The sequence below is a fragment of the Thalassospira sp. MCCC 1A01428 genome (assembly GCF_002115825.1).
GTDB lineage: Bacteria > Pseudomonadota > Alphaproteobacteria > Rhodospirillales > Thalassospiraceae > Thalassospira.
The window spans coordinates 99,385-120,034 of the sequence record NZ_JFJZ01000009.1; the positions used below are offsets into that span (position 1 = coordinate 99,385).

Below are 20,650 nucleotides of genomic sequence, written 5' to 3' on the forward strand. Positions count from 1 at the left end.
TCGTTTATAAGACGATCATACCAAGCAACAGGATAACAGTGAACATGGGTAAAACCGGAAACCTTCGACGGCTAACACCAATTGCAGGCACAATCGAAGTCCGGGGAATTCTGGGTGCTGCTGTCGCTAATCTTGGCGTTCGTATTGTTGGCGGGGAATGGCCGATTGGTTCGGTTATTGCCAAAGAAGCGGATCTTGTTACCGAACTTGATGTCAGCCGTTCTGTCATTCGCGAAGCCTGCCGTATTTTAGGGGCCAAAGGTCTGATCCGCAGCCGGACATCGGATGGCACCCGCGTTCAGCCTCGCGCTGAATGGCGCCTTCTTGATCCGGACGTTATGGATTGGCGAATTCAGGCCGGCGACCGTGAAGGGTTGCTGCGTGATCTGTTAAAACTGCGGCTGGTTCTTGAACCAGGTATTGCCTATAGCGCCACTGCCATGGCTGATGATGCTGCCCGTGAAAAAATAGATGCAGCATGGGACGCCAAAAAATTCATCCATAACGACACAACCTTGAACGAGCATGACTGGCGTGCCGCCTTCATTGAAGCCGATATTGCGTTCCATCAGGCCTTTGTCGAAGCTGTCAGTTCTAAAATGCTTGACCAGGTATTTTCTGTCATCAGTTCGGCGCTGGACCTTCAATTTGATCATCAGTTAGAGGCGTTGGGTCGCAGCAACCGCCTGATCGGTATGGATGGCAGTTATGAAATGCATGAACGCGTTTATCGTGCCTTTATCCAAAAAGATGCGACCGGCGCTGAAAATGCCATGCGCAATCTGATTCATTGCGCGATCAACGACGCCGAAAGTGGCTTTCAGCAATAAATTGTTTTCTATCGGTCACATCCTGCACAGGTCGGATATTTCAACGGTCAATTAATCCGCCTTGCCCCTGCAAGGCGAAGGCTACCTCTTTTAAAAGCGATTTTTTTAAAATGAGCTTTCAGGGTATGCACCGAAATTGAAAATCAGACCTAACTATCTGAAATCGTAAATTTTATTTCCATTTATCAGGCCGTCTTTCCAGCGAAATGCATTTGAAATTTCACCCGGAATGCGCCCAAAAACACCCCGTCAGATGCCTATATTGCGTTCCCAACGATATTTTCGACACAGCCTTTGTCACAAAGCCTGAACGAACCCGTCAGATTAGGGCTGATGGATGGGGCACACCTGCCGCCGCTAAATCCTTCAGATCAAATGCTTTGTTCCGCCTTTCAACAGGTTTGAAAACCACATCCTGACCCGTTCAGGGCTGATTTCGCACGTCATGACCAAACCTGCCCACAGCACCGCTTAATCGGGTGATCGGGACAGGTGCGTCAAAATACACGCCATAGCCCGATGGCCGTTACGGCATTGGTGCGGGGGATCCCATCACATTGATTTAACAAAATAAATTTTGTTTGGGCATTCATATCAACATTTTTTCTGATGCCCGCAATACCAGAACCATTTTAATCAACAGGAGCTTTCAAATGCCTTTTGGTCCCCCTAATAAAATGAATATCGGCAAACTTGATGCCGCAACGCCGACCCCGTTTGACAAGGCAACCCTGAAAACAAGCCTTGAAAATATTGGCCTTAACTGTGCGCAGTTAAACGACAAAAACCTTGATAGCTACATCACAACGGTCAAATCACAATTGCCCCAGGGTGCTGTTCAGTCAATGGCGATCAAGGCCCCGCATACGAGCCCGCTGAATGCCAATCTCAAGGCAGCGGCGGCCCCGGTTATGCTGTTTTCTGCGGCAAACGATGTGCCGCAAATGACGTCGGCGGCAACGGGTAACTGGTCCATTCCCGATAATAACAATGCCGAAGGATACGGCCCGAACCTTGAGATCATCCAGTACAAGGATCATTTCAACTGGCTGTTTGATAACAAGGCAACCAATGGCTTTACCGGGGTTAAAAATTCGCCCCCGGCAACCCAGGGCAATTACCCGAACGCCGAAGCCATCCAGAAACTGTTCATTCAGGTTGGCCTGACAGCATCTTCCACCCTGGTCAAAGGTCTGGATCAGCCCACCATGCTGGCAACACTTTCAAATGTGATCCAGCCGTTGAACGATTCAAACATTGCGAACTATGACGTCAGCGACAGTCGTGTCATCGACCTTGTTGACAATTACGACCCGGCAACCGGCATGGCAGACGGGATCGGGGTGCTAACGATTTCGTGGCACCTGACCATCGAAGATTACAAACGCAAAACCAAGGACGGCGGGGATACCCATGCCACTTATCTGAAAATGGATGCGTGGTCGGTGCTTTACAGCGATCCGGGCGTTTTGTGCCAGCAATACAGCTCTGTCTTGCAGCATTTCGCCATCAACATCGCGACCGCTCCTACCTGTCGCATCTGATATTCCCGCCCTTCCTTTCACCATCTTGAATTTTGCGTTCGCGCATTTGTCCCAGGAGACTTCACATGCCATTCGGCCCTCCTTCCACACCTGAACTTAAAATCTTTGATTTCATGCCGGTGCCCAACGAAACCAGCTTTAATGCAGGTGTTCCGGCCCAAAGCACCACCAACGAAATGCTGTCGATCATTCTCTACAGCCCGAACCTCGAAATCATTGCATCGCTCGACAATACCAAATCAACAGTTACCAGCGACTACAGCGCGTCGGTAACCAATGGTTTCACTTTCACCACCGAACAAAGTTTCAGTGTGAAAACGTCGGTTGGTGTCTCCATCGAAGTTGTAAGTGCTTCCGTTGAAACGACATTTGCCCTGTCATTCAGCGAACAATGGAACACCACTCGCACCCAGTCCATGTCGTTTTCCTGCCCGCCGGGCAAGAAGGCATTCGTGTATCAGGGCACGCTGATCTCGCGCGTTATGGCGCTAAATGCAAAAACCGCCCAGTACGAATGGTTCTCGGCTGCTGGCAAGGCCCTGACCCAGGTTCTTGTCACGACCGACACCCCGATTGGCAATGCACCGTCCTCGCCGGTAACCATGAAATAAAATCGGCCTGAACGGTGCTGACCCATCTGGTTATACGCCCCCGCCAGATGGGTCAGCCACGGGCATGTTTCCCCTGAAAATCGGCTTTCAAATCTCACTTACCCTTTCTTCTTTTCCGGTTATCTTCTTAGCGCACAGGATCAAAGCCATGCAAAATACCGCCAGGAACTGCCCGATTGCCATTGTCGGTATGGCATGCCGTTATCCTGATGCCGACAATGCCGATCAGTTGTTTGAAAACTCCCTTGCACAGCGACGATCCTTTCGCACCCTGCCCGCCCAGCGCCTCGCAGCCGGTTATTTTGATGATACCGGCAAGGCACTTGACCGGGCCTACACCAATCAGGCCGCTGTGCTTAAAGGTTTCGAGTTTGATCGCAACTGGTTTCGCGTTTCAAATCAAAGCTACGAAACAACAGACCTGACCCACTGGCTGGCACTTGGTGTGGCACGCGAAACCATCGACAGCATCCGTTTTCGCAAGGGCCGCGCCACTGTTGCGAATGAAGGTATCCGCGTCATCATTGGCAATACCCTGACGGGTGAATTTTCCCGCGCCAATCTTATGCGTTTGCGCTGGCCCTATGTGCGTGGTGTGATCGAACGGCAAATGCGCTCCGAATATCCCGACATCACCGACGATACGCTCGCCCGTTTTCTGCGTGATCTTGAAGGCAATTACAAAGCCCCCTTTCCAACGCCAAACGAAGATACCCTCGCTGGTGGCCTTGCCAATACTATTGCCGGGCGAATTTGCAACCATTTTGACTTTAAAGGTGGCGGTTACACCGTTGACGGTGCCTGTTCTTCATCCCTTATTTCGGTCATTGATGCCTGCACCGCCCTCACCATGGGGGATGCCGATATGGTCCTTGCTGGCGGCGTGGATCTCAGCCTGGATCCGTTTGAACTAACCGGCTTTTCACGCACATCGGCATTGGCCCGTGACGACATGCTGGTTTATGACGAAGGTTCACAGGGTTTCTGGCCCGGCGAAGGGTGTGGTTTCCTTGCCCTGATGCGTTATGACGATGCCCTTGAACAATGTGAACATATCCATGCTGTGATCCGGGGTTGGGGGGTATCTTCTGATGGCAATGGCGGGCTGACCCGGCCCGAAGCCGCGGGACAAATGTTGACCTTGCACCGCGCCTATCACCGGGCGGGGTATCATATTGGCAGTGTCGGCTATTTTGAAGGTCACGGTACGGGCACCAAAGTGGGCGATACGGCCGAACTTAGGGCACTTATGACTGCGCGGGAAAAATATGATGCCCCGTTGCAACCCGCCATCATCAGTTCGATCAAGGCCAATATCGGCCATACCAAGGCCGCCGCAGGTATCGCCGGTTTGCTGCGTGCCAGCAAATGTTTAAGCGAAAACATTCTGCCGCCCACCACGGCCTGTAACCGTCCTCACGCCCTGTTTGAAAACAATGCCGCCCATCTTTCCCCGTCTACCCAAATCATGGATTGGCAATCTGATGGCGTTGAACGCCGTGCCGGGGTCAGTGCTATGGGGTTTGGCGGTATTAACACCCACATTACCCTGGCCGAGGCCCCAAATCAGGCCCGACCGTCAGTCTATAGGGCACCGGGCCCAAAACGTACAAGTCTGGCAGCTTTTCAGAACAGCGAAGTTTTTGTTTTTGCTGCTGCCCGGCAGTCGGACCTGTTATGGACGATTAATCACGTTGCTGCATTTGCTGATAAATGCTCGCGCGCCGAGCTTATCGACCTGGCGGCCGAACTGGCCCATCGTGCATCGCTTAATTCCCAATTCATCTGGAAGGCCGCCCTTGTTGCCAGTACGCCAGACGCCTTGGCGCAAAAGTTAAAAACACTTGGCGAGACCGTGATGACGATGGACGATAATTGCCTTCATTTCTTCGTCGCCGATGGCATTTTTGTCTCCAGCAAACGGGAAACGGGTAAAATTGGTTTGCTGTTTTCAGGTCAGGGGGCCCCGGCCCGCTGCCATGGGGGCATTTACGAACGTCGTTTTCCCATCGTCCGGCAGGCCTTTGACCTCGCCAAACTTGAAGGTTTCAGGGATCGCAGCAACACCGATTTTGCCCAGCCTGCTATTGCGGCGGCCTCACTTGCCGGGTTGGAGATGCTAAAACATGTTGGCATCGTTGGTGATGTTGCCATTGGTCACAGTCTTGGCGAACTCGCAGCCCTGCATTGGGCCGGGCATTATGATGGTCAAACACTGCTTGAAATTGCAACTTTACGCGGCCAGGCAATGGCAGCCGATATTCATGCATCGGGCGCAATGGCTGCGGTTGCCGCCGACGACAAAACAACCCTGAACGCCATTGGCTCACGTAAAGATATCTTTGTTGCCAACCTTAACGGGCCACGCCAAACCATTATTTCAGGCGATCACGATGCCATTCATGATTTTGTCAAAGATCTTCGCACCCAGGGAACGGCTTGCACCATTTTAGGGGTTCGTCAGGCTTTCCACACACCGGCAATGGCACCGGTGGCAAAGTCGTTGGCAAAAATGCTCCGTACCCTTGCCTTTGTACCGGCGAACCGGCAAATTGTGTCAACTGTTTCGGGCACAATCATGCCTGCCGACACAAACATTCCCAACTATCTGTGCCAGCAAATATCATCGCCGGTCCGTTTTATGGATGCAGTAAAACACGCTGCCCCCAATCTGGACCTTTTAATCGAGGTTGGCCCAGGAGCCCTGCTTGAAAAAATAACCGGCAGTTTTTGTAACCTTCCGGCAATTTCGATAGATGTGGGCGGGGCCGGTTTTGAACCATATCTGTGTGCCGCTGCGGCGGCCTATATTCTTGGTTGTGCGCCTAATATTGGCAACCTTTATCAAAACCGCTTCACCAAAAAATTTGACTGGGACTGGAACCCTGTTTTTATCGCAAATCCTTGTGAAACAGTTCCCGCTGCCTCCCAGCCCCCCATTGATGACGAAGCGGAACCAGCGACAACCCCTTCCCCGGTTGACGACGTTTTATCTACCACGCGGGACCGCGACGGCATCCTTGCACATTTGCGTACCATCATTGCCGATCGGACCGGCTTGCCGTCCTGGTCGCTGGAAGAAAGCAGCCGGATGCTTTCCGATCTGCATTTAAATTCTATCACCGTTGGTGAAATCGTAACGCGGTTAAGTTCCACTATCGGCGTATCGCTGCTTGTTGACCCAACCGAATTTGCCGATGGTAAAATTGGCGATATTGCGACGGCTATTACCGAAATGGCCAATTCCGCCAATAATGATCGTAAGTCACATCAAGCAGCCCCGGCGGGCATTTCCAATTGGGTACGCTATTTTCAATTTCAAAATCATGCGGCCCCGATACCCCCGCTTCGCGCTGCGGCCATTTCCGGCGAATGGACCGGGTTTGGTCATTTGGGGCCATTGGAAAATACCATCCTGGCACAGCTCAACAGCGGTTCTTATGGCAATGGTGTTTTAGGTGTAATCAGTGATCATCCCGGCGATGACGATATCGCCGCCCTGCTTGCGGCTGCGCAAAATGCTATCATTCAAAACAACGCTGCCAACTCTCCTGTTCAACTGGTTGTCTTGCAAAAAGGCTGGTCGGCCAGTGGTTTCGTGAAATCGTTTTTTCTTGAAAACACCACGATCGATACGCTTGTTCTAAACCTGCCATCGCCCACATCGTCAAATATGCCTGCGCGTATCCTTGCCGAAATCAGCTGTGCCAAACCCGGTTTTGCCGAGGTATTTTTACAAACCGGCAACCAGCGTCTTGTTCCGCATTTGAACCTGGTTCAACCGGGGCCAGCACCAAAACATCATATACTTAACCAAAATGATGTTCTGCTGGTAACCGGGGGTGGCAAAGGGATTAGTGCCGAATGCGCCTTTCAACTGGCCCGGAAATCCGGCTGTGCCCTGCTGGTGTTGGGTAGGTCATCGGCGGCGGACAACGTCGAACTGGCTGCTAATCTGCAACGTTTCGCCAATGCCGGTCTTAAAACCAGTTATCAGTGTGCCGACATTACCCAAAAGGCCGATATCGAAGCTGCAATTGCCCATGGCACAGCCGATTTGGGCGGGCCGGTAACCGCGATTTTGCATGGGGCTGGTGTTAATACTCCCCAAACGGTTGCGAACCTCACCCTTTCCGCTATTCAGGCCACCCTTGCCCCTAAAATCACGGGTCTTGAAAATATATTAACTGCTGTAAACCCTAAACAGTTAAAAATGCTGGTCGGGTTTGGCTCAATCATTGGGCGTATGGGCCTGCACGGCGAGGCTGATTATGCGTTGTGCAATGAATGGCTAAGCCAAAAAATTGCCGATTTTCAGGCGCGTCATCCTGCCTGCCATTGCAAAACCATCGAATGGTCGGTTTGGGCCGGGGTTGGTATGGGTCAACGTGTCGGCAGCCTCGATGCGCTGATGGCACAGGGTATTGCGCCCATTTCCATTGATGATGGTGTGCGCGAATTTTTGCATATTGTAAACGATGTTAACTTACCAGATAGCATCGTCGTTTCAGGGCGCTATGGTACGGCAAAAACGCTCGATCACCCCGCCTTGCCCACATATCAATACCGTTTTCTTCAAAATATCCGGGTCCATTACCCCGAAGTAGAACTGATCAGCGATGTTGAAATTTCGTCCGGATCTGACCTTTATCTTGCCGATCACTGCCTGAACGGGGAACAGATTTTTCCCGCTGTTATGGCGCTTGAAGCCATGAGCCAGGCGGCCCTTGCCTTACATCACGACAAAACCCAAATCCTGTCGCCAATCTTCAGGGATGTTATTTTTTCCAAGGCGATTGTAACGCAATCAGATGCCCCGGTTACGATCCGTATTGTGGCACAGGCCGTGGCGAATGATGAATTTTCACTCGCTCTTCGCTGCTCGACCACAGATTTTCAGGTAAACCACATCACTGCTTACTGCCGCTTTACCAAAACACCGGCACTTACCGCGATTGATCGTGAAATTCAGTCTCTCGCAGCGACAAAATTGGTCCAGCCATTTGACCCGGAATTAGACCTTTACCAGAATATTCTATTCCAGAAGGGGCGCTTTCAACGCATACAGGGTTATCATTTAATTGCGGCACGCCGCTGTCTTGTATCTTTGTCGCCGAGCGATAAAACTGGCTGGTTTGATAATAATTTACCAACTAATCTGGTTCTGGGTGATGCCGGTGCACGGGACGCATCACTTCATGCCATTCAGGCCTGCATTCCGCATCAAACTGTTATTCCGGTGTCCGTCGACGAAATTGCCCTCTCTGCCCTGGACCCGGACCAAACCTATCGCGTGTTCGCAACTGAAATCGCCGATCTCGGTGCCGAACTGGTCTACGATATGGTTATTTTTAACCAGGATGGCAAAATTGTCGAACATTGGCGTGGTCTCAAACTTCGTACCATGGGCACCCCGGCCAGTTTGAAACTAACCGCCCTGCCCTTGATGGCCCCTTATATTGAACGCAAAATTGCGGATGAACTGCCGCAAGCCGACCTGCGGGTCTCCATATTCCCGTTTCATGATCGCTGGAACAAACGCCAAAACCCTAAAGCACATGACCAGCGCCCGGATGGTAAACCGGATGTTTCCATCGATACCCGCTTCAGGTCGTCGTCTTATTGTAATGGCTGGAAATGCGTTATTGATAGCGCACAATCGGCAGGTTGCGACTTGCAAAACGTCCTGCAAAAAACCGAAACCGACTGGCATACTCTTTTGGGTGAAACCGGTATGGCACAGGCCAAATTCATCCAGAAAACCTTTTTCGAACCTTTAAATGTTGCCGCGACCCGTGTTTGGTCCCTGCGCGAAGCCCTGATAAAAGCCGGATTACGCCCTGATGCCCCATTGGTGTTTGATCCGTCTTCATCATCAAACTGGATCAGGCTTCATTCCGGCGAAACGATCCTTGTTTCCTGCGCGACCGATCCGCAAAGAAACAGGGACGATACATCACGATTCTGCCTGGCTGTCGCGTTAACACCCGTAACGGCAAGGCCGATCAGCCCCCATTTTGCTTTAAAAAGTAACCTTGCGACGATTTGAAAAAAGGTAACTACGGCGGGCGGCAGTACCAGGCAGCATATACTGCCGCCCACGCCCCTCCACATCGAGTTAACCTCGAAACCCGATCCGGGATTTCAAGGTTCCGTCAACCATCACATGACGAATGCCTAATCGGCACTCCTCAAGCCTGGCCCGTACGCCATAAACATCCGCAAGCATCGCGTCGGTAATAACATCATGGGTATTACCACTTGCCACCAGTTTGCCATCGGCAATGATCATGGTTTTATCGGCATAGCGCAAAACATGGTTCAAATCATGGATGGCGACAAAAATGATCATGCCGCGTTGTTTGGCCAGATCACGTACAAATTCCAGCACTTCAAGGCTGCGTGACAGGTCTAGTGCCGATGTCGGCTCATCCATCAGCAAAATATCAGGTTCACGCACCAATGCCTGTGCAATCCCGACCAGTTGCTGTTGCCCGCCACTTAATGCGCCAATATTGCGTTCCGATAACTCAAGGATCCCAAGGGCGGCCAGTGTTGTATCAACAATTGCAATATCGCCGTCGTTAACCCGCCACGACGCCCCTTGTTTGCGGGCAAGCAAAACCGCTTCGTAAACCGATAAGACCGCATTTGCTGTCAGGTTTTGTGGCATATAACAAATGCTGCCTGGCTGCGGGGTGCCGGTGTGGCGGTCTGTTATATTCTCAATGGTGTGCTTCACCGTGCCGGTCCCTGCGGTTAAACCGGCAATGCGTTTAAACAGGGTCGATTTCCCCGCTGCATTGGGTCCGATCACGGCAACAACATCGCCACTCTGAAACGGTCCCGCCGAAATATCGGTCAAAATACTGCGTTTGCCAAATGTGGCGCCCATTTTGTGTAGTTGCAATGTCACCATGATTTTTTCGAATTCGACAGAATAAGGGAAATAAAGAACGGAATGCCCACCAGCGATGTGACAATGCCAATCGGTAATATCGCACCTGGAATAATCATTTTGCTGGCAACCGAGCTGACCGATAATAACAACGCCCCCGATAACGCCGATGCCGGCAGGAAAAACCGTTGGTCTTCCCCAATCATCAGGCGCGCAATATGCGGCCCTACCAGCCCGACAAAGCCAATTGTGCCGACAAACGCAACCGGAATGGCCGATAACAGACTGACCAATAACAAGGTTTCAAGTCGCAATCGGCCAACATTAATGCCAAAACTGGCTGCCTTGTCATCGCCTAACCGCATGGCAGTTAAGGCCCATGCACGGCGCACAAAAAACGGTAAAATGACAATCAATAAACCCGATGTTACAAAAAACTTCGGCCAAGTTGCCTTGGTCAGGCTACCCATGGTCCAAAAGACAACAGCACTAAGGGCTTCGGCCGATGCTAAAAACTGCACCAGTGCCAATAAGGCGTTAAAGCTGAACACCAGCGCGATGCCCAACAGCACAATGGTTTGCACACTAACACCTTGGCGCATGCTTAAAATATGGATCAGCAAAGCCGCCAGCATCGCCATAAAAAATGCGTTTAGCGGCACCATAAAGGCGCTGGCAACCGGCAATATCGACACCCCGAATGCCAAAACAAGTGCGGCGCCAAAGCTGGCGGCGGCTGAAATACCCAGTGTAAAGGGACTGGCAAGGGGATTGTTCAATATCGTTTGCATTTGGGCACCGGCAATCGCCAATGCGGCCCCCACCACAACGGCCATTGCCGCAATGGGCATCCGAATATCCCATATCACCACGGCAAGCTGGTCAGAAACCTCCGACGGCGTGATAACGGCACGGATCACATCCGCCAGGGCAAACCGCGCTGGTCCCAGTGATAAATCCAGGCACATTGATATAAACAGCAACATGCCCAAACCGGCCAGCAACCACACCCGGCGACGCACCGATTTACGGTAATTGCCACCACCAACCATCGTCATTGCTTCTGTTTTCATTCCGGTCATGGCGAAACCTGCAAGGTGGCGAAATATCCCGGTTGGTAATCAATCGGTAAAAATCGTTCATGCAGCATACGAAACGTTTCATTGGCATCAATGTCGGCAAACAGGTCGGGGTGAAACCATTTCGCCAGTTGTTGAAGGGCCACAAATTGATAGGGGCTGTTGTAAAACTGATGCCAGATGGCGTGAAAACCATGCTGTTTTTGTGCATTAATCCCGCGATAGGCGGCGCGGGTTGGATAAAAAGCCAGTTTTTTTTGCACCTCATCCCAATTGGCCCCCGGCCCGACGGGTACCCAGTGCCCGCCAGGAACATAGGCTTCCCAGTTGGCACTGGTAACAATCACGTGGTCCGGGTTTGAAACCAGCACCTGTTCGGCGTTTACCTGCCCGAATGTACCCGGAATAATATCACTGGCAACATTATGGCCGCCCGCCATTTCTACCATGGCCCCGAAATTGCCCTTGCCAAATGAATGGCAGCAATCGTCATAAAAACCGCCTGCGCGGTCGATAAACACATTGGGGCGGGTGAATGTGCCTGTCGCTAATCTGTCGGTTACGCGACGGATCTGTTCAGTTCTGAACGCAATAAATGCCTCGGCCCGCTTTTGTTTACCAAACAATTCACCAAACAGGCGGATGGACGCGTTGGTGTTTTTTTCCGGGTCATGGCGAAAATCGACATAAACCACAGGAATACCTAATGCGCCGAGCTTCTCAACATAACGGGCTTCTTCGACCGCCTTTTGCGTTTCAAGGTTTAGAAAAACCACATCCGGTTTTTGCGCGATGGTGGTTTCAATATCGATCAGGCTTTGTTCAAGCCCGGAAAAAGTGGGTGTTTTATCGAAATCGGGGAATTTCTTGCGATATTGTCGATAGGTTCCCGGGTCTGCCTCGATCATGTCATTACGCCAGCCAACAATGCGTTTGGCCGGGTTTTCACGGTCCAGTGCCGCAATAATATAAAGCTGCCGACCTTCCCCTAAAACCACCCGTTGTACCGGTGCATCAACCGTCATCGTGCGCCCGGCAATATCGGTGATGGTTATCGGCTTGGCACATACCATGCCTGCGCCGATCAGCATAAAACCTGCCGTAACGATCAGATACTTGGTTAATTTAACGATCATGTATCGCCTCCTGCCTTGGGTCTGGTATGGCAACGGTCCCGGCCCTAGCCCGCGCCAGTATGGTCACTGCCAGACCAACGGCGTAAAAAACTGCCACCAGAAAATATAAATTGGAAAATCCTGCCACCTGGGCAAACCAGCCCCCAATGGCAATGCCGCCAATGGACGAAAATTGCGACAGGCTTTGTGTGAAGCCTAAAATACGCCCCTGTCGGTCGTGGGGTGTTGCGCGTGATATCAAGGTGGTTAAAACCGGAGTTGTTGCACCCAGCAACACCCCCCAGACAAAATACAGGCTGGCAAAAACCACGATAGACCTGGTTAACCCCGCCAACACCGTGACCACAATGCAGCCTGCAATGATGACACATAACCGGGTTAAAACGGCTTGCCTGTTTTTGCCTTCAAAATAGCGCGCCCATAAGGATGCCGAAAAAACAAACCCCAATGCCAGCACGCCATAACAAAAGCCGACAAGCCAGTTTTCGACCTTGAAAATCGACAGTACATAAATCGAAAAAGGCGATTGGGTCACCATGCGCGATAGCAATAACAGGCCCAGAATGGCCAAAAGCGATAAAATTTGGTGTGATTTTAAAACGCTTCTTGTTCGTTTATCGGGCGTTAGGGCTGGTTTTTGTGCCTTTGCCCCGATTTTTGTGTGCTGTGGCGCAACGGCAGGTAAAATTCGCCAAACAGCCGCCAAGCAGGCCAGACACATTATAGCTGCGGAAAAATTGATCCAGAAAAACGCCGCATGATCAAGGATAACACCGCCAATCACGGCACCCGCAAGCGATCCCAAATTGGTTGAAACCTGCAAATAGGCAAACAGTTTTGCCCGACGCGCCGGGGCTTCGATGCTAACACTATAAGCCTGCGCGGGGGCAATGTAGCCCGCACATGCCCCTTGTAAAAACCGTAGGGCCAAAATTGTTGGTACATCATTGGCATAAGCCAGGGCAAATTGCGTTATCGCCAGACCAAACAACGCCCGCATCATCATGGCTTTATGACCATATAAGTCACCCAGCCGCCCCCAGAAGGTACTGGTCAGCATAATGCCCAGCATCGGGCCGATATAAACCGCGATACTGGCAAGGGTAAACTGGCTGTCCGATGTGGCAAGTGAACGCAAGTGAACGGGCCAAAAAGGCCCGCTCATTTCCATGGCACCCATCGAGGTCAGCTGGATGGCAAATAACACATGTATTTGCCATCGTACTGACAACCACATATCAGGTTTGAAAATCATCCTGTATGTGACCGGTTAAAAATCCGCCGTGATGGAAAATAACGCCGTGCGCGGTGCACCAAGCGACACCATGCTATAGCTGTTCACACTGGACCAGTAATGTTCGTTGGTAACGTTCTGCACAGTGGCGCGTACCGTAATCGGTGTTTGTGAAACAACGGTTTTATAACGCACACCGATGTCAAGCGTGGTCCAGTCGGGAATTTCCTGTGTGTTCGCACTGTCGATATACTGGCTTGATGTATGGTTCACCGTGCTGCTAACCGTCATGCCGTCAACAAAAGGCGTATCCCATTCGGCCGTTAAATTCGCCTGTATTTTGGGCACACCCACCGGGCGATTGCCTTTGTTTGCCGCCGTGCTGCTTTTGGTTAGTTCCGCATCAAGCAACATAACCCCGCCCAATAATCGAACATCGTTGGTAACCTGACCAAACAGGCTAAGTTCCAACCCGCGATTTCGCTGTTCGGCATCACTGTTATAAACGTTGTTGGTGGTCTGGCCCGACGGCTTGGTAATCTGAAAGGCTGACAAACTGCCGCCAATGGTGCCGAAATCCAGCTTCACACCGGTTTCATATTGTTTGGCAACGTAAGGCGCCATCGCTTCACCGGCATTCGATGCCGTGTTTGGTGCAATGTCGCCCTTGCTAAGCCCTTCAATATAGTTGGCGTAAAGCGAGACATGTTCCCATGGTTTGACCACCACACCCACCATCGGCGTAATTTCGCTTTCGTCATAAGACGACGAAACCACACCGGATGTATAATTGTCCGATTCAACACGTTGATGCCGTGCGCCAAGGGTTAGCAACACGCGGTCGTCAAACACGCCCATCGTATCGGCAATGGCTATCCCGGTTAGCGAGGATTCCGATAATTTCGGTTTCGAGGATGGCCCGCTGATATTGACAGCAGGGTTTGCCACCGGGGCATAAATGTTAGATGCCAGGCTAGTATTGTCATAAACCGCCCCGCGGCGGAAAATATCCTGATAGCGGCTGACCTGGAAGGTCGCCGTATGGTCAATTGCGCCAGTTTCAAACTTGCTGCGCACGCCGCCATCGGCCGACCACCGTTCGGTCTGGAATTTCATATAGGATACACTGTCAAGTGTATCCCCTGCCGAATTTTGAATTTTCGGGTAACCGAACAGGCGATCAACCTGGGTTTTGCCGCCGCCAACATGGCCAAACAGGGTGATATCGTTGTTCACATCATATTCAGCCCCCAGCGCCACCGATTGATCAACCGCTTCGGACCATTCCCAGGCATGGCTTACGTTTTTGGCACCATCGGGCGCGCCTGGCATGGAAATGCCGCTGGCAACCAGAAATTCCCGCGACGGTGCATTTAAATCTTCACGTTGATCAATCAGGTCTAATGTGGCGCGAAAATCATCTCCCCGGTAATCAAGGGCCAAAGCCCCAAGCGTGCTTTCGCGGTGCTGATGATCCAGTGCCGTGTCACCGCCCTGGTACCCGCCATTAAATCGCACACCAAATTCCTTGTTGTCCCCATATCGGCGGCTAAAATCAACACGTCCGCCGGCCTGTTCGCCAGGGCCATAATCAGCCGTTACGCGGTTTAAATCGGTGTCGCCCGCGCGCTTGGGCACAATGTTAATCACACCGCCAACACCGCTATTGGGTGCCATGCCATTTAACAAGGCTGCCGGGCCTTTAAGTACCTCTATCCGTTCGGCAAAACCTGATAACGCCCGATATGTCGGCGCCACCCCGTAAGATCCGTTAAACGCAACTTCACCTGAATTACCGGTATTGATCGCAAATCCGCGAATGGAATATGCATCCAGCATACCGCCACTGCTGCTAAGCGTACGGACTGACGGGTCATTTTTTAAAACGTCCGCAATGGTTGTTGCCTGCTGATCCGCAATTTTTTCACTGGTATAGCTGGTAATGCTCACCGGGGCGTCCATAAAATCGGTATTGCCCAGCAGGCCCATCTGGCCGCCCGTTGCCACCTGCCCACCGGCATAAACAGCCGGTAAATCGGTTGTTTGTGCATCGGCTTCCACCCGGATCGGGTCCAGCATGGCACCCTCGCCCGGCATTGCCCCGTCGGCGGGATCAATCAGGATCAGGGCATTTTCACCGGTCATGCGATAACCAAGGCCCGTACCATTTAACAATGTATCGATTGCGGCTGGCACACTCATGTCACCACGAATGACCCGCGCGTTTTCAATCGCTGGCAGGTCAATTGTATAGGCGATACGCCAGCCCGATGCCGCACCGATCCCGGCAATTCCCCCTGCCAATGACCGTGCCGTAATATCAAAATGGTAGGTGGCCGTTTGGTTCTGTTGCTGGGCGTCGGCACTGGCCGGTGCCACCAGCACAGGAATAACCAGTGCACTTGACATTAACAGGGCTGCAATAACGGAACGTGATTTTTTTATTTCTTGTGCGGATCGCAATTTCCCACTCCTCAATATCTGTCTTCCCAAGCAGATCCCCTGCTTCTAACAAGACAAACGAGCGGGGCTTGCAAACCCACACATCGAAAAATCACTTTTTGCGAATTTTTCGCAATCTCAATATAAAATGGTGACCCAGGGCGATGTTTCTATCACTTTTGCCCCAACCGCATCCGCCACAGTTTTTAACGATCCATCAACATCGCGGGTTGGAAAGCTGCCGGAAACCCGGCTATTTCCCGCATCTCCCAATACAATTAAACGGGCTGTGCTGTAATTTTGCAGCTTGGCGACAACATCCCGAACAGGGCTGTTTTGAACGCTTAACCGTCCCTTCATCCAGGACAGAGCCAGCGTGCTATCAACATGGTCGGTCATTACCACACGGGTGCCATTGCTGCGTGCCTGTTGGTCCGGGCCTAGCAGCACACCGTGCCTGTCTTTTTGGTTGCTTACACGCACCGCGCCGCGTTCAACTGTCACTACCGTTTTATCGCTTAGGCTATCCACGTTAAACCGTGTTCCAACCACTTCGATGTCGGTATCAGATGTATGCACGCGAAAGGCGTCTCCGTCCCGATGAACAACATCAAACAGTACCTGCCCGCGTAACAGGCGAACTTCGCGATGATGACCGGTGAAATCAGTGGCAAGGGCGCTGTTTGCACCTAGTAACGCCGTCGATCCATCTGGCAGGGTTACCGTGGTAATATCATTTGTCCCGGCGACAATATCGGCCTGCCAGTTTACGATCATGTTCGGGTTGGCCGCCCATATCACCCCGCACACCATTGCGATGGCAGCAACACCCGCAAGCGGCCGTCGTTTCGTGAAAACACGTTTCAAACCCGATAAGCCAAACCGTTTGCGGCTTTGTGCCGCACGCTGTGCCGGTTGTTCGATCCGGGCCCACAAAACCCGCATTTGGTCAAACGCAAGCCGATTGGCTTTATCGGCATTCATCCATGCATCAAAATCGGCTTCATCCTGTGCAGACATGGACCCGCCTGCACGTTTGGCATGCCAAAGTGCTGCTTCGTCCTTCTGGTCTTCACTCGGCTGGCTATCGCTTCGCATGGGCTTCCGGTCAAACAACACTGAAAATCGGTGAGGGGCGTATCCGCAACCTGTCTCCGATTGTTCTTCTATAACCGAAAACGAATGACGAGAAAATAACCGCATCTGTGCCATAGGAACTGGTTGCAAAATAACGTCCCGGATATGTTACCCGGTAACCTGCAACGCATCTGGCCGGTGTTAAAAAGGGCCGTTTGCTCATCATGAGTCTGGTCGATCGGCGTCGATCAACGCAATCTGGCATCACGACCTATCCAGATGGTCCGCCAGTTTTTCCTGACAATGGCGCATCGTTCGGGCCAGCTGTTTTTCAACTGCACTTACCGTAATGCCATATTTTTTGGCAAGTTCGGCGTTTGAAATGCCCTCAATCCGGTGCGCAATAAACATGTCGCGGGCCTGTGGGGTAATTTCCTTTAAGGCGGTATCAAGTGCGCTTAAGGCCTGGCGCGCTTCGGCATGGTCTTGGGGTGAACTGGTTTCGCGCACCCACATTTGGCTGGGCATTAAATGGTCCATAACCCGGTTACGTGTGGCCGTGCTGCGATGATGGTCAATCACGGCATTGCGAACCGACGCATATAGCATTTTGGTGTCGGCGTCATTGGCACCGGCACTGCCTGCCTGCATCAGACGGACATAAACATCCTGAACCAGTTCCGCGGCAACGTCACGGTCCCGCACCCGCCGCACCGCCATCGATACCAGTTGGCGACGGTGGTCTTCAAACAGCCGCGCAAGGTTTTTGCGCCAGAACGTTATCGCCAGTTTCATTTCAAATCCACGGCATCAAGGCATAAAGCATTTCAATTTGCATCGGACAATATCAGTAATGATAATCACTTGCAAATATCAATATCATGGAAATCCGGTAGTTTCCAAATAGCCGCGCGGCACCTGATGCAATGCATAAAAAAATCCCCGCAGACAATTGCCATACGAGGATTTTTTAAAATTTATCTTGGCCTATTTATCGCGTCGCGACGTTGCATAGGGGGCCGATCGGTCATAATAGTCATCAAACCCGATCCGCTGGCGCAATTCCGGCCATTGCATCAACATCTGGTCGCGCGGTGACCCGGCTTTTAACAGTTGCAGGGTTTGCACCATTGCTTTCATAGCTGCCGCCATCAGGGACAATGGATATGCGGCAATTTTAAAACCGATTTCCTGAAGTTCGACTGGCGATAAATCCGGCGTTTCACCACCTTCTAAAATATTCGCCATTTTTGCCCCCGGCAGGGCATCACAAATGGTGCGCATTTCATCAACCGATTTGGGGGCCTCGACAAACAGGATATCCGCGCCCAGTTCGGCAAATTTGGCGGCCCGGTCAATGGCTTCGCTCAAGCCATGTTCATGGCGGGCATCTGTCCGCGCCAAAATCAGAATATCGGCCCCGGCGTCACGGGCATCAACGGCGGCGCGAATACGATCAAATGCTTCGTCGCGGCCCACCACTTCCTTGCCCTTGGTATGCCCGCAACGTTTGGGGGCAACCTGGTCTTCAATCATCACTGCTGCACATCCCGCCTTGGCAAAGCCCTTAACGGTGCGCATCACATTCATTGCATTGCCATATCCGGTGTCGCCATCGCCAATTACCGGGATCGAAACTGCATCGGTAATGTTGCGTGCCTGGTCCAGCACTTCACCATAGGACATCAATCCAAGGTCCGGTTCGCCAATGCGCGCCGCCGCAGCCGAAAAGCCGGACATAAATGTCAGGCCAAAACCTTCCTGTTCAACCAGTTTGGCCGAAAGCGCATCAAAGCAGCACGGCATGGTAATCAGTTCATCGCGTGCAAGCATCGCACGCAGGGTATTTGCAGGTGTCATTTTCATCACATTTTAAACGGAATATACAGGGCCAGATCAGGCCAGACATATAAAAGGAAAGCAGTAAAGAACATCAACAGGATGAAAGGAAACACCCCTTTTGACACTTCACCCAATGCTGTTTTTGCCACGGACTGAATAACATATAAATTCATCCCGACGGGCGGCGTAATCAGGGCGCATTCAACCATGATCACCATATAAACCCCAAACCAGATCGGATCGATGCCCAATGCCATAGCTGCTGGCAACAATACCGGCGTCATGATCAGCACCATTGACAGGGCTTCAAACACCAGCCCCATCAACAGCAACACAACCGATACCACCAGCACAAAGCCCAGCTGGGTATCAACATTGTGGCTGATCAAAACCGAAATATCCTGCGGTATACGATACAGGGTAATCGCCTTGCCAAAGACCTTGGCCCCCGCAATGATCAAAATCACCGCCACCGTCGTCGCCATGCTTTCAAACGCGGCCCGTTTAATGCCCTCCCAGTCAAGCGCAGGCATGGTCACGCGGATATTCATGCGATTGGTCAACCCGCCAAAGGCCCGAAACAGGCCAAAAACAAGCACCGGCACGATAAAATAGCCAATAACCGGCCCCTGCCCGCCAAAAACCAGATAATAAAGCGCATCCGCCACCAGCATGGTTGCTGGCAGGCGTAAAATCGGTACCGTAATCGCAAGTGACGCTGAAAAGCCGATTGCGGCGGCCTCAGTCGGGGTAAAGGCCCCGCCGTAAATGCCGGCAATAATCAACACAGCCAGCAAAATTGCCGGAAAGGCCTTGAATGTGGCTGTCCAGCGCTCGTTCCAGCTTTTTCTCGGCTCCGGCGTCTGGCCGCCAAAACGGGCATATATCATTGAAAAAATGATAAACAATACCAACAGGGCAATGCCCGGCCCAATCCCGGCCAAAAACAGCGAAATCACAGATTCTTCGGTAACAAACCCGTAAATAATCAACGGAATGGACGGCGGAATCAAAATGCCCAATGTCCCACCGGCGGCCAGCAAGCCATAAACAAAGCGTTTATTATAACCCCGGTTAATCATTTCCGGGATTGCCACCGTGCCAATGGTCGCCGCCGTTGCCACCGATGACCCGGAAATAGCCGCAAACACGCCGCACGATAAAATTGTCGCCACAGCCAGCCCGCCCGGCCAATGTCCAACCCATGCACTAACGGCGGCGAACAAATCCTTGCCAACCCCGGCTTGCAGCAACACATTCGACATCAGCAAAAATAACGGCACAGCCAGCAAAATAAAGCCATCCAGCGTCGATAAAATCGCCTGGGGCGCCATCAGGGGCGAAAACCCGCCCAGCATCAACATCGCCAGGCCCAATCCGCCCAGGGCAAACGCCACCGGTACACGGATCAGCAAAATCGCAAAAAGCGCAATCAGCGTCAGAATAATGGTCATTCGTGCGCCCCTTGCGGAATTTCCCTGCCCCGCAGGACATTCACAATTTCAATCACGGCCTGAACAGCAAGTAAGGCAAAACCGATCACAACCGGTAACTCCGAAATCCAGGTGGGCAAATCCAGCATAGATCCGGTTGTCCGTCCCCGTTCCAGGCTTTCAAAGAAAATGCCAAAGCCTTTCCACATCACCATAATTGAAAAAAGCGCAATGATCGTCATCGCCAGAATTTCCAGCACACGCTGCATCGTTGGGCTGCACAGGCGGGTTATGGCATCTACTGCGATATGGCGCCGTGTCGCCAACGCCCACGGCATCCCGATCAGCGCGCCCCAAATCAGGCAAAGCTGCGATAGCTCCGCCGCCCAGATGGTCGGCTTGACAAAGAAATATCGGGCAACCACTTCCCAGCTCAGCATCAGTCCAGACGCCACAAACAGCAGCGCTCCGATCCAGGCCAGCGAAACAATAAATCTTTTATACATCGTGGGACAATGCGTGAC

Annotated in this window: 14 protein-coding genes; 4 read left to right on the forward strand and 10 right to left on the reverse strand. The window is 52.0% G+C overall.

The window, feature by feature from the left end; all coding sequences use genetic code 11:
* Positions 1 to 44 precede the first annotated feature (44 nt).
* The 4 genes from THS27_RS09865 (at position 45) to THS27_RS09880 (ending at position 9,034) form a co-directional block, all read left to right on the forward strand.
* The gene (locus THS27_RS09865) at positions 45 to 830 is read left to right on the forward strand and encodes a FadR/GntR family transcriptional regulator (protein WP_085590322.1); all 786 of its coding nucleotides are present in this window, start codon (positions 45 to 47) and stop codon (positions 828 to 830) included.
* Positions 831 to 1,483: 653 nt separating this feature from the next.
* On the forward strand, positions 1,484 to 2,374 hold the full coding sequence (locus THS27_RS09870) for a hypothetical protein (RefSeq protein ID WP_085590324.1): 891 nt from the start codon (positions 1,484 to 1,486) through the stop codon (positions 2,372 to 2,374).
* Between the two features lie 65 nt (positions 2,375 to 2,439).
* Positions 2,440 to 2,985, forward strand: a complete 546-nt coding sequence (locus tag THS27_RS09875) for a hypothetical protein (RefSeq protein WP_085590326.1) — start codon at positions 2,440 to 2,442, stop codon at positions 2,983 to 2,985.
* Between the two features lie 148 nt (positions 2,986 to 3,133).
* Positions 3,134 to 9,034 carry a type I polyketide synthase gene (locus THS27_RS09880; RefSeq protein WP_168184865.1) on the forward strand — a complete coding sequence of 1,967 codons (5,901 nt, stop codon included), beginning with the start codon at positions 3,134 to 3,136 and terminating at the stop codon, positions 9,032 to 9,034.
* A 69-nt stretch (positions 9,035 to 9,103) separates the two neighbouring features.
* Here THS27_RS09880 and THS27_RS09885 read toward each other — a convergent pair whose 3' ends face one another.
* The 10 genes from THS27_RS09885 to THS27_RS09930 form a co-directional block, all read right to left on the reverse strand.
* Complete coding sequence (locus tag THS27_RS09885; RefSeq protein WP_085590330.1) at positions 9,104 to 9,904, reverse strand: ABC transporter ATP-binding protein; 801 nt, start codon at positions 9,902 to 9,904, stop codon at positions 9,104 to 9,106.
* Positions 9,898 to 10,965, reverse strand: a complete 1,068-nt coding sequence (locus THS27_RS09890; protein WP_371455404.1) for a FecCD family ABC transporter permease — start codon at positions 10,963 to 10,965, stop codon at positions 9,898 to 9,900. The genes THS27_RS09885 and THS27_RS09890 overlap by 7 nt, the downstream gene beginning before the upstream one ends.
* Positions 10,962 to 12,098, reverse strand: a complete 1,137-nt coding sequence (locus tag THS27_RS09895; protein WP_085590332.1) for an ABC transporter substrate-binding protein — start codon at positions 12,096 to 12,098, stop codon at positions 10,962 to 10,964. Before THS27_RS09895 ends, THS27_RS09890 begins: the two co-directional genes overlap by 4 nt.
* A complete protein-coding gene (locus THS27_RS09900; RefSeq protein ID WP_085590334.1) occupies positions 12,088 to 13,353 on the reverse strand; it encodes an MFS transporter in 1,266 nt (421 codons plus the stop codon). The genes THS27_RS09895 and THS27_RS09900 overlap by 11 nt, the downstream gene beginning before the upstream one ends.
* Before the next feature lie 15 nt (positions 13,354 to 13,368).
* Complete coding sequence (locus tag THS27_RS09905; RefSeq protein ID WP_246832916.1) at positions 13,369 to 15,795, reverse strand: TonB-dependent receptor; 2,427 nt, start codon at positions 15,793 to 15,795, stop codon at positions 13,369 to 13,371.
* 117 nt (positions 15,796 to 15,912) lie between these two features.
* Positions 15,913 to 16,872: a FecR domain-containing protein gene (locus tag THS27_RS09910; protein WP_085590336.1), complete on the reverse strand. Its 960-nt coding sequence runs from the start codon at positions 16,870 to 16,872 to the stop codon at positions 15,913 to 15,915.
* Positions 16,873 to 17,115: 243 nt separating this feature from the next.
* Positions 17,116 to 17,646, reverse strand: a complete 531-nt coding sequence (locus tag THS27_RS09915; protein ID WP_246832917.1) for an RNA polymerase sigma factor — start codon at positions 17,644 to 17,646, stop codon at positions 17,116 to 17,118.
* A gap of 192 nt (positions 17,647 to 17,838) precedes the next feature.
* Entirely contained in the window at positions 17,839 to 18,711 is an 873-nt protein-coding gene (locus THS27_RS09920; RefSeq protein WP_085590452.1) for an oxaloacetate decarboxylase, read from the reverse strand.
* Positions 18,712 to 18,716: 5 nt separating this feature from the next.
* On the reverse strand, positions 18,717 to 20,147 hold the full coding sequence (locus THS27_RS09925; RefSeq protein ID WP_085590338.1) for a TRAP transporter large permease: 1,431 nt from the start codon (positions 20,145 to 20,147) through the stop codon (positions 18,717 to 18,719).
* Positions 20,144 to 20,632 (reverse strand): TRAP transporter small permease, encoded by a 489-nt coding sequence (locus THS27_RS09930; RefSeq protein ID WP_085590340.1) that lies wholly within the window; start codon positions 20,630 to 20,632, stop codon positions 20,144 to 20,146. Before THS27_RS09930 ends, THS27_RS09925 begins: the two co-directional genes overlap by 4 nt.
* Between the last annotated feature and the right edge of the window lie 18 nt (positions 20,633 to 20,650).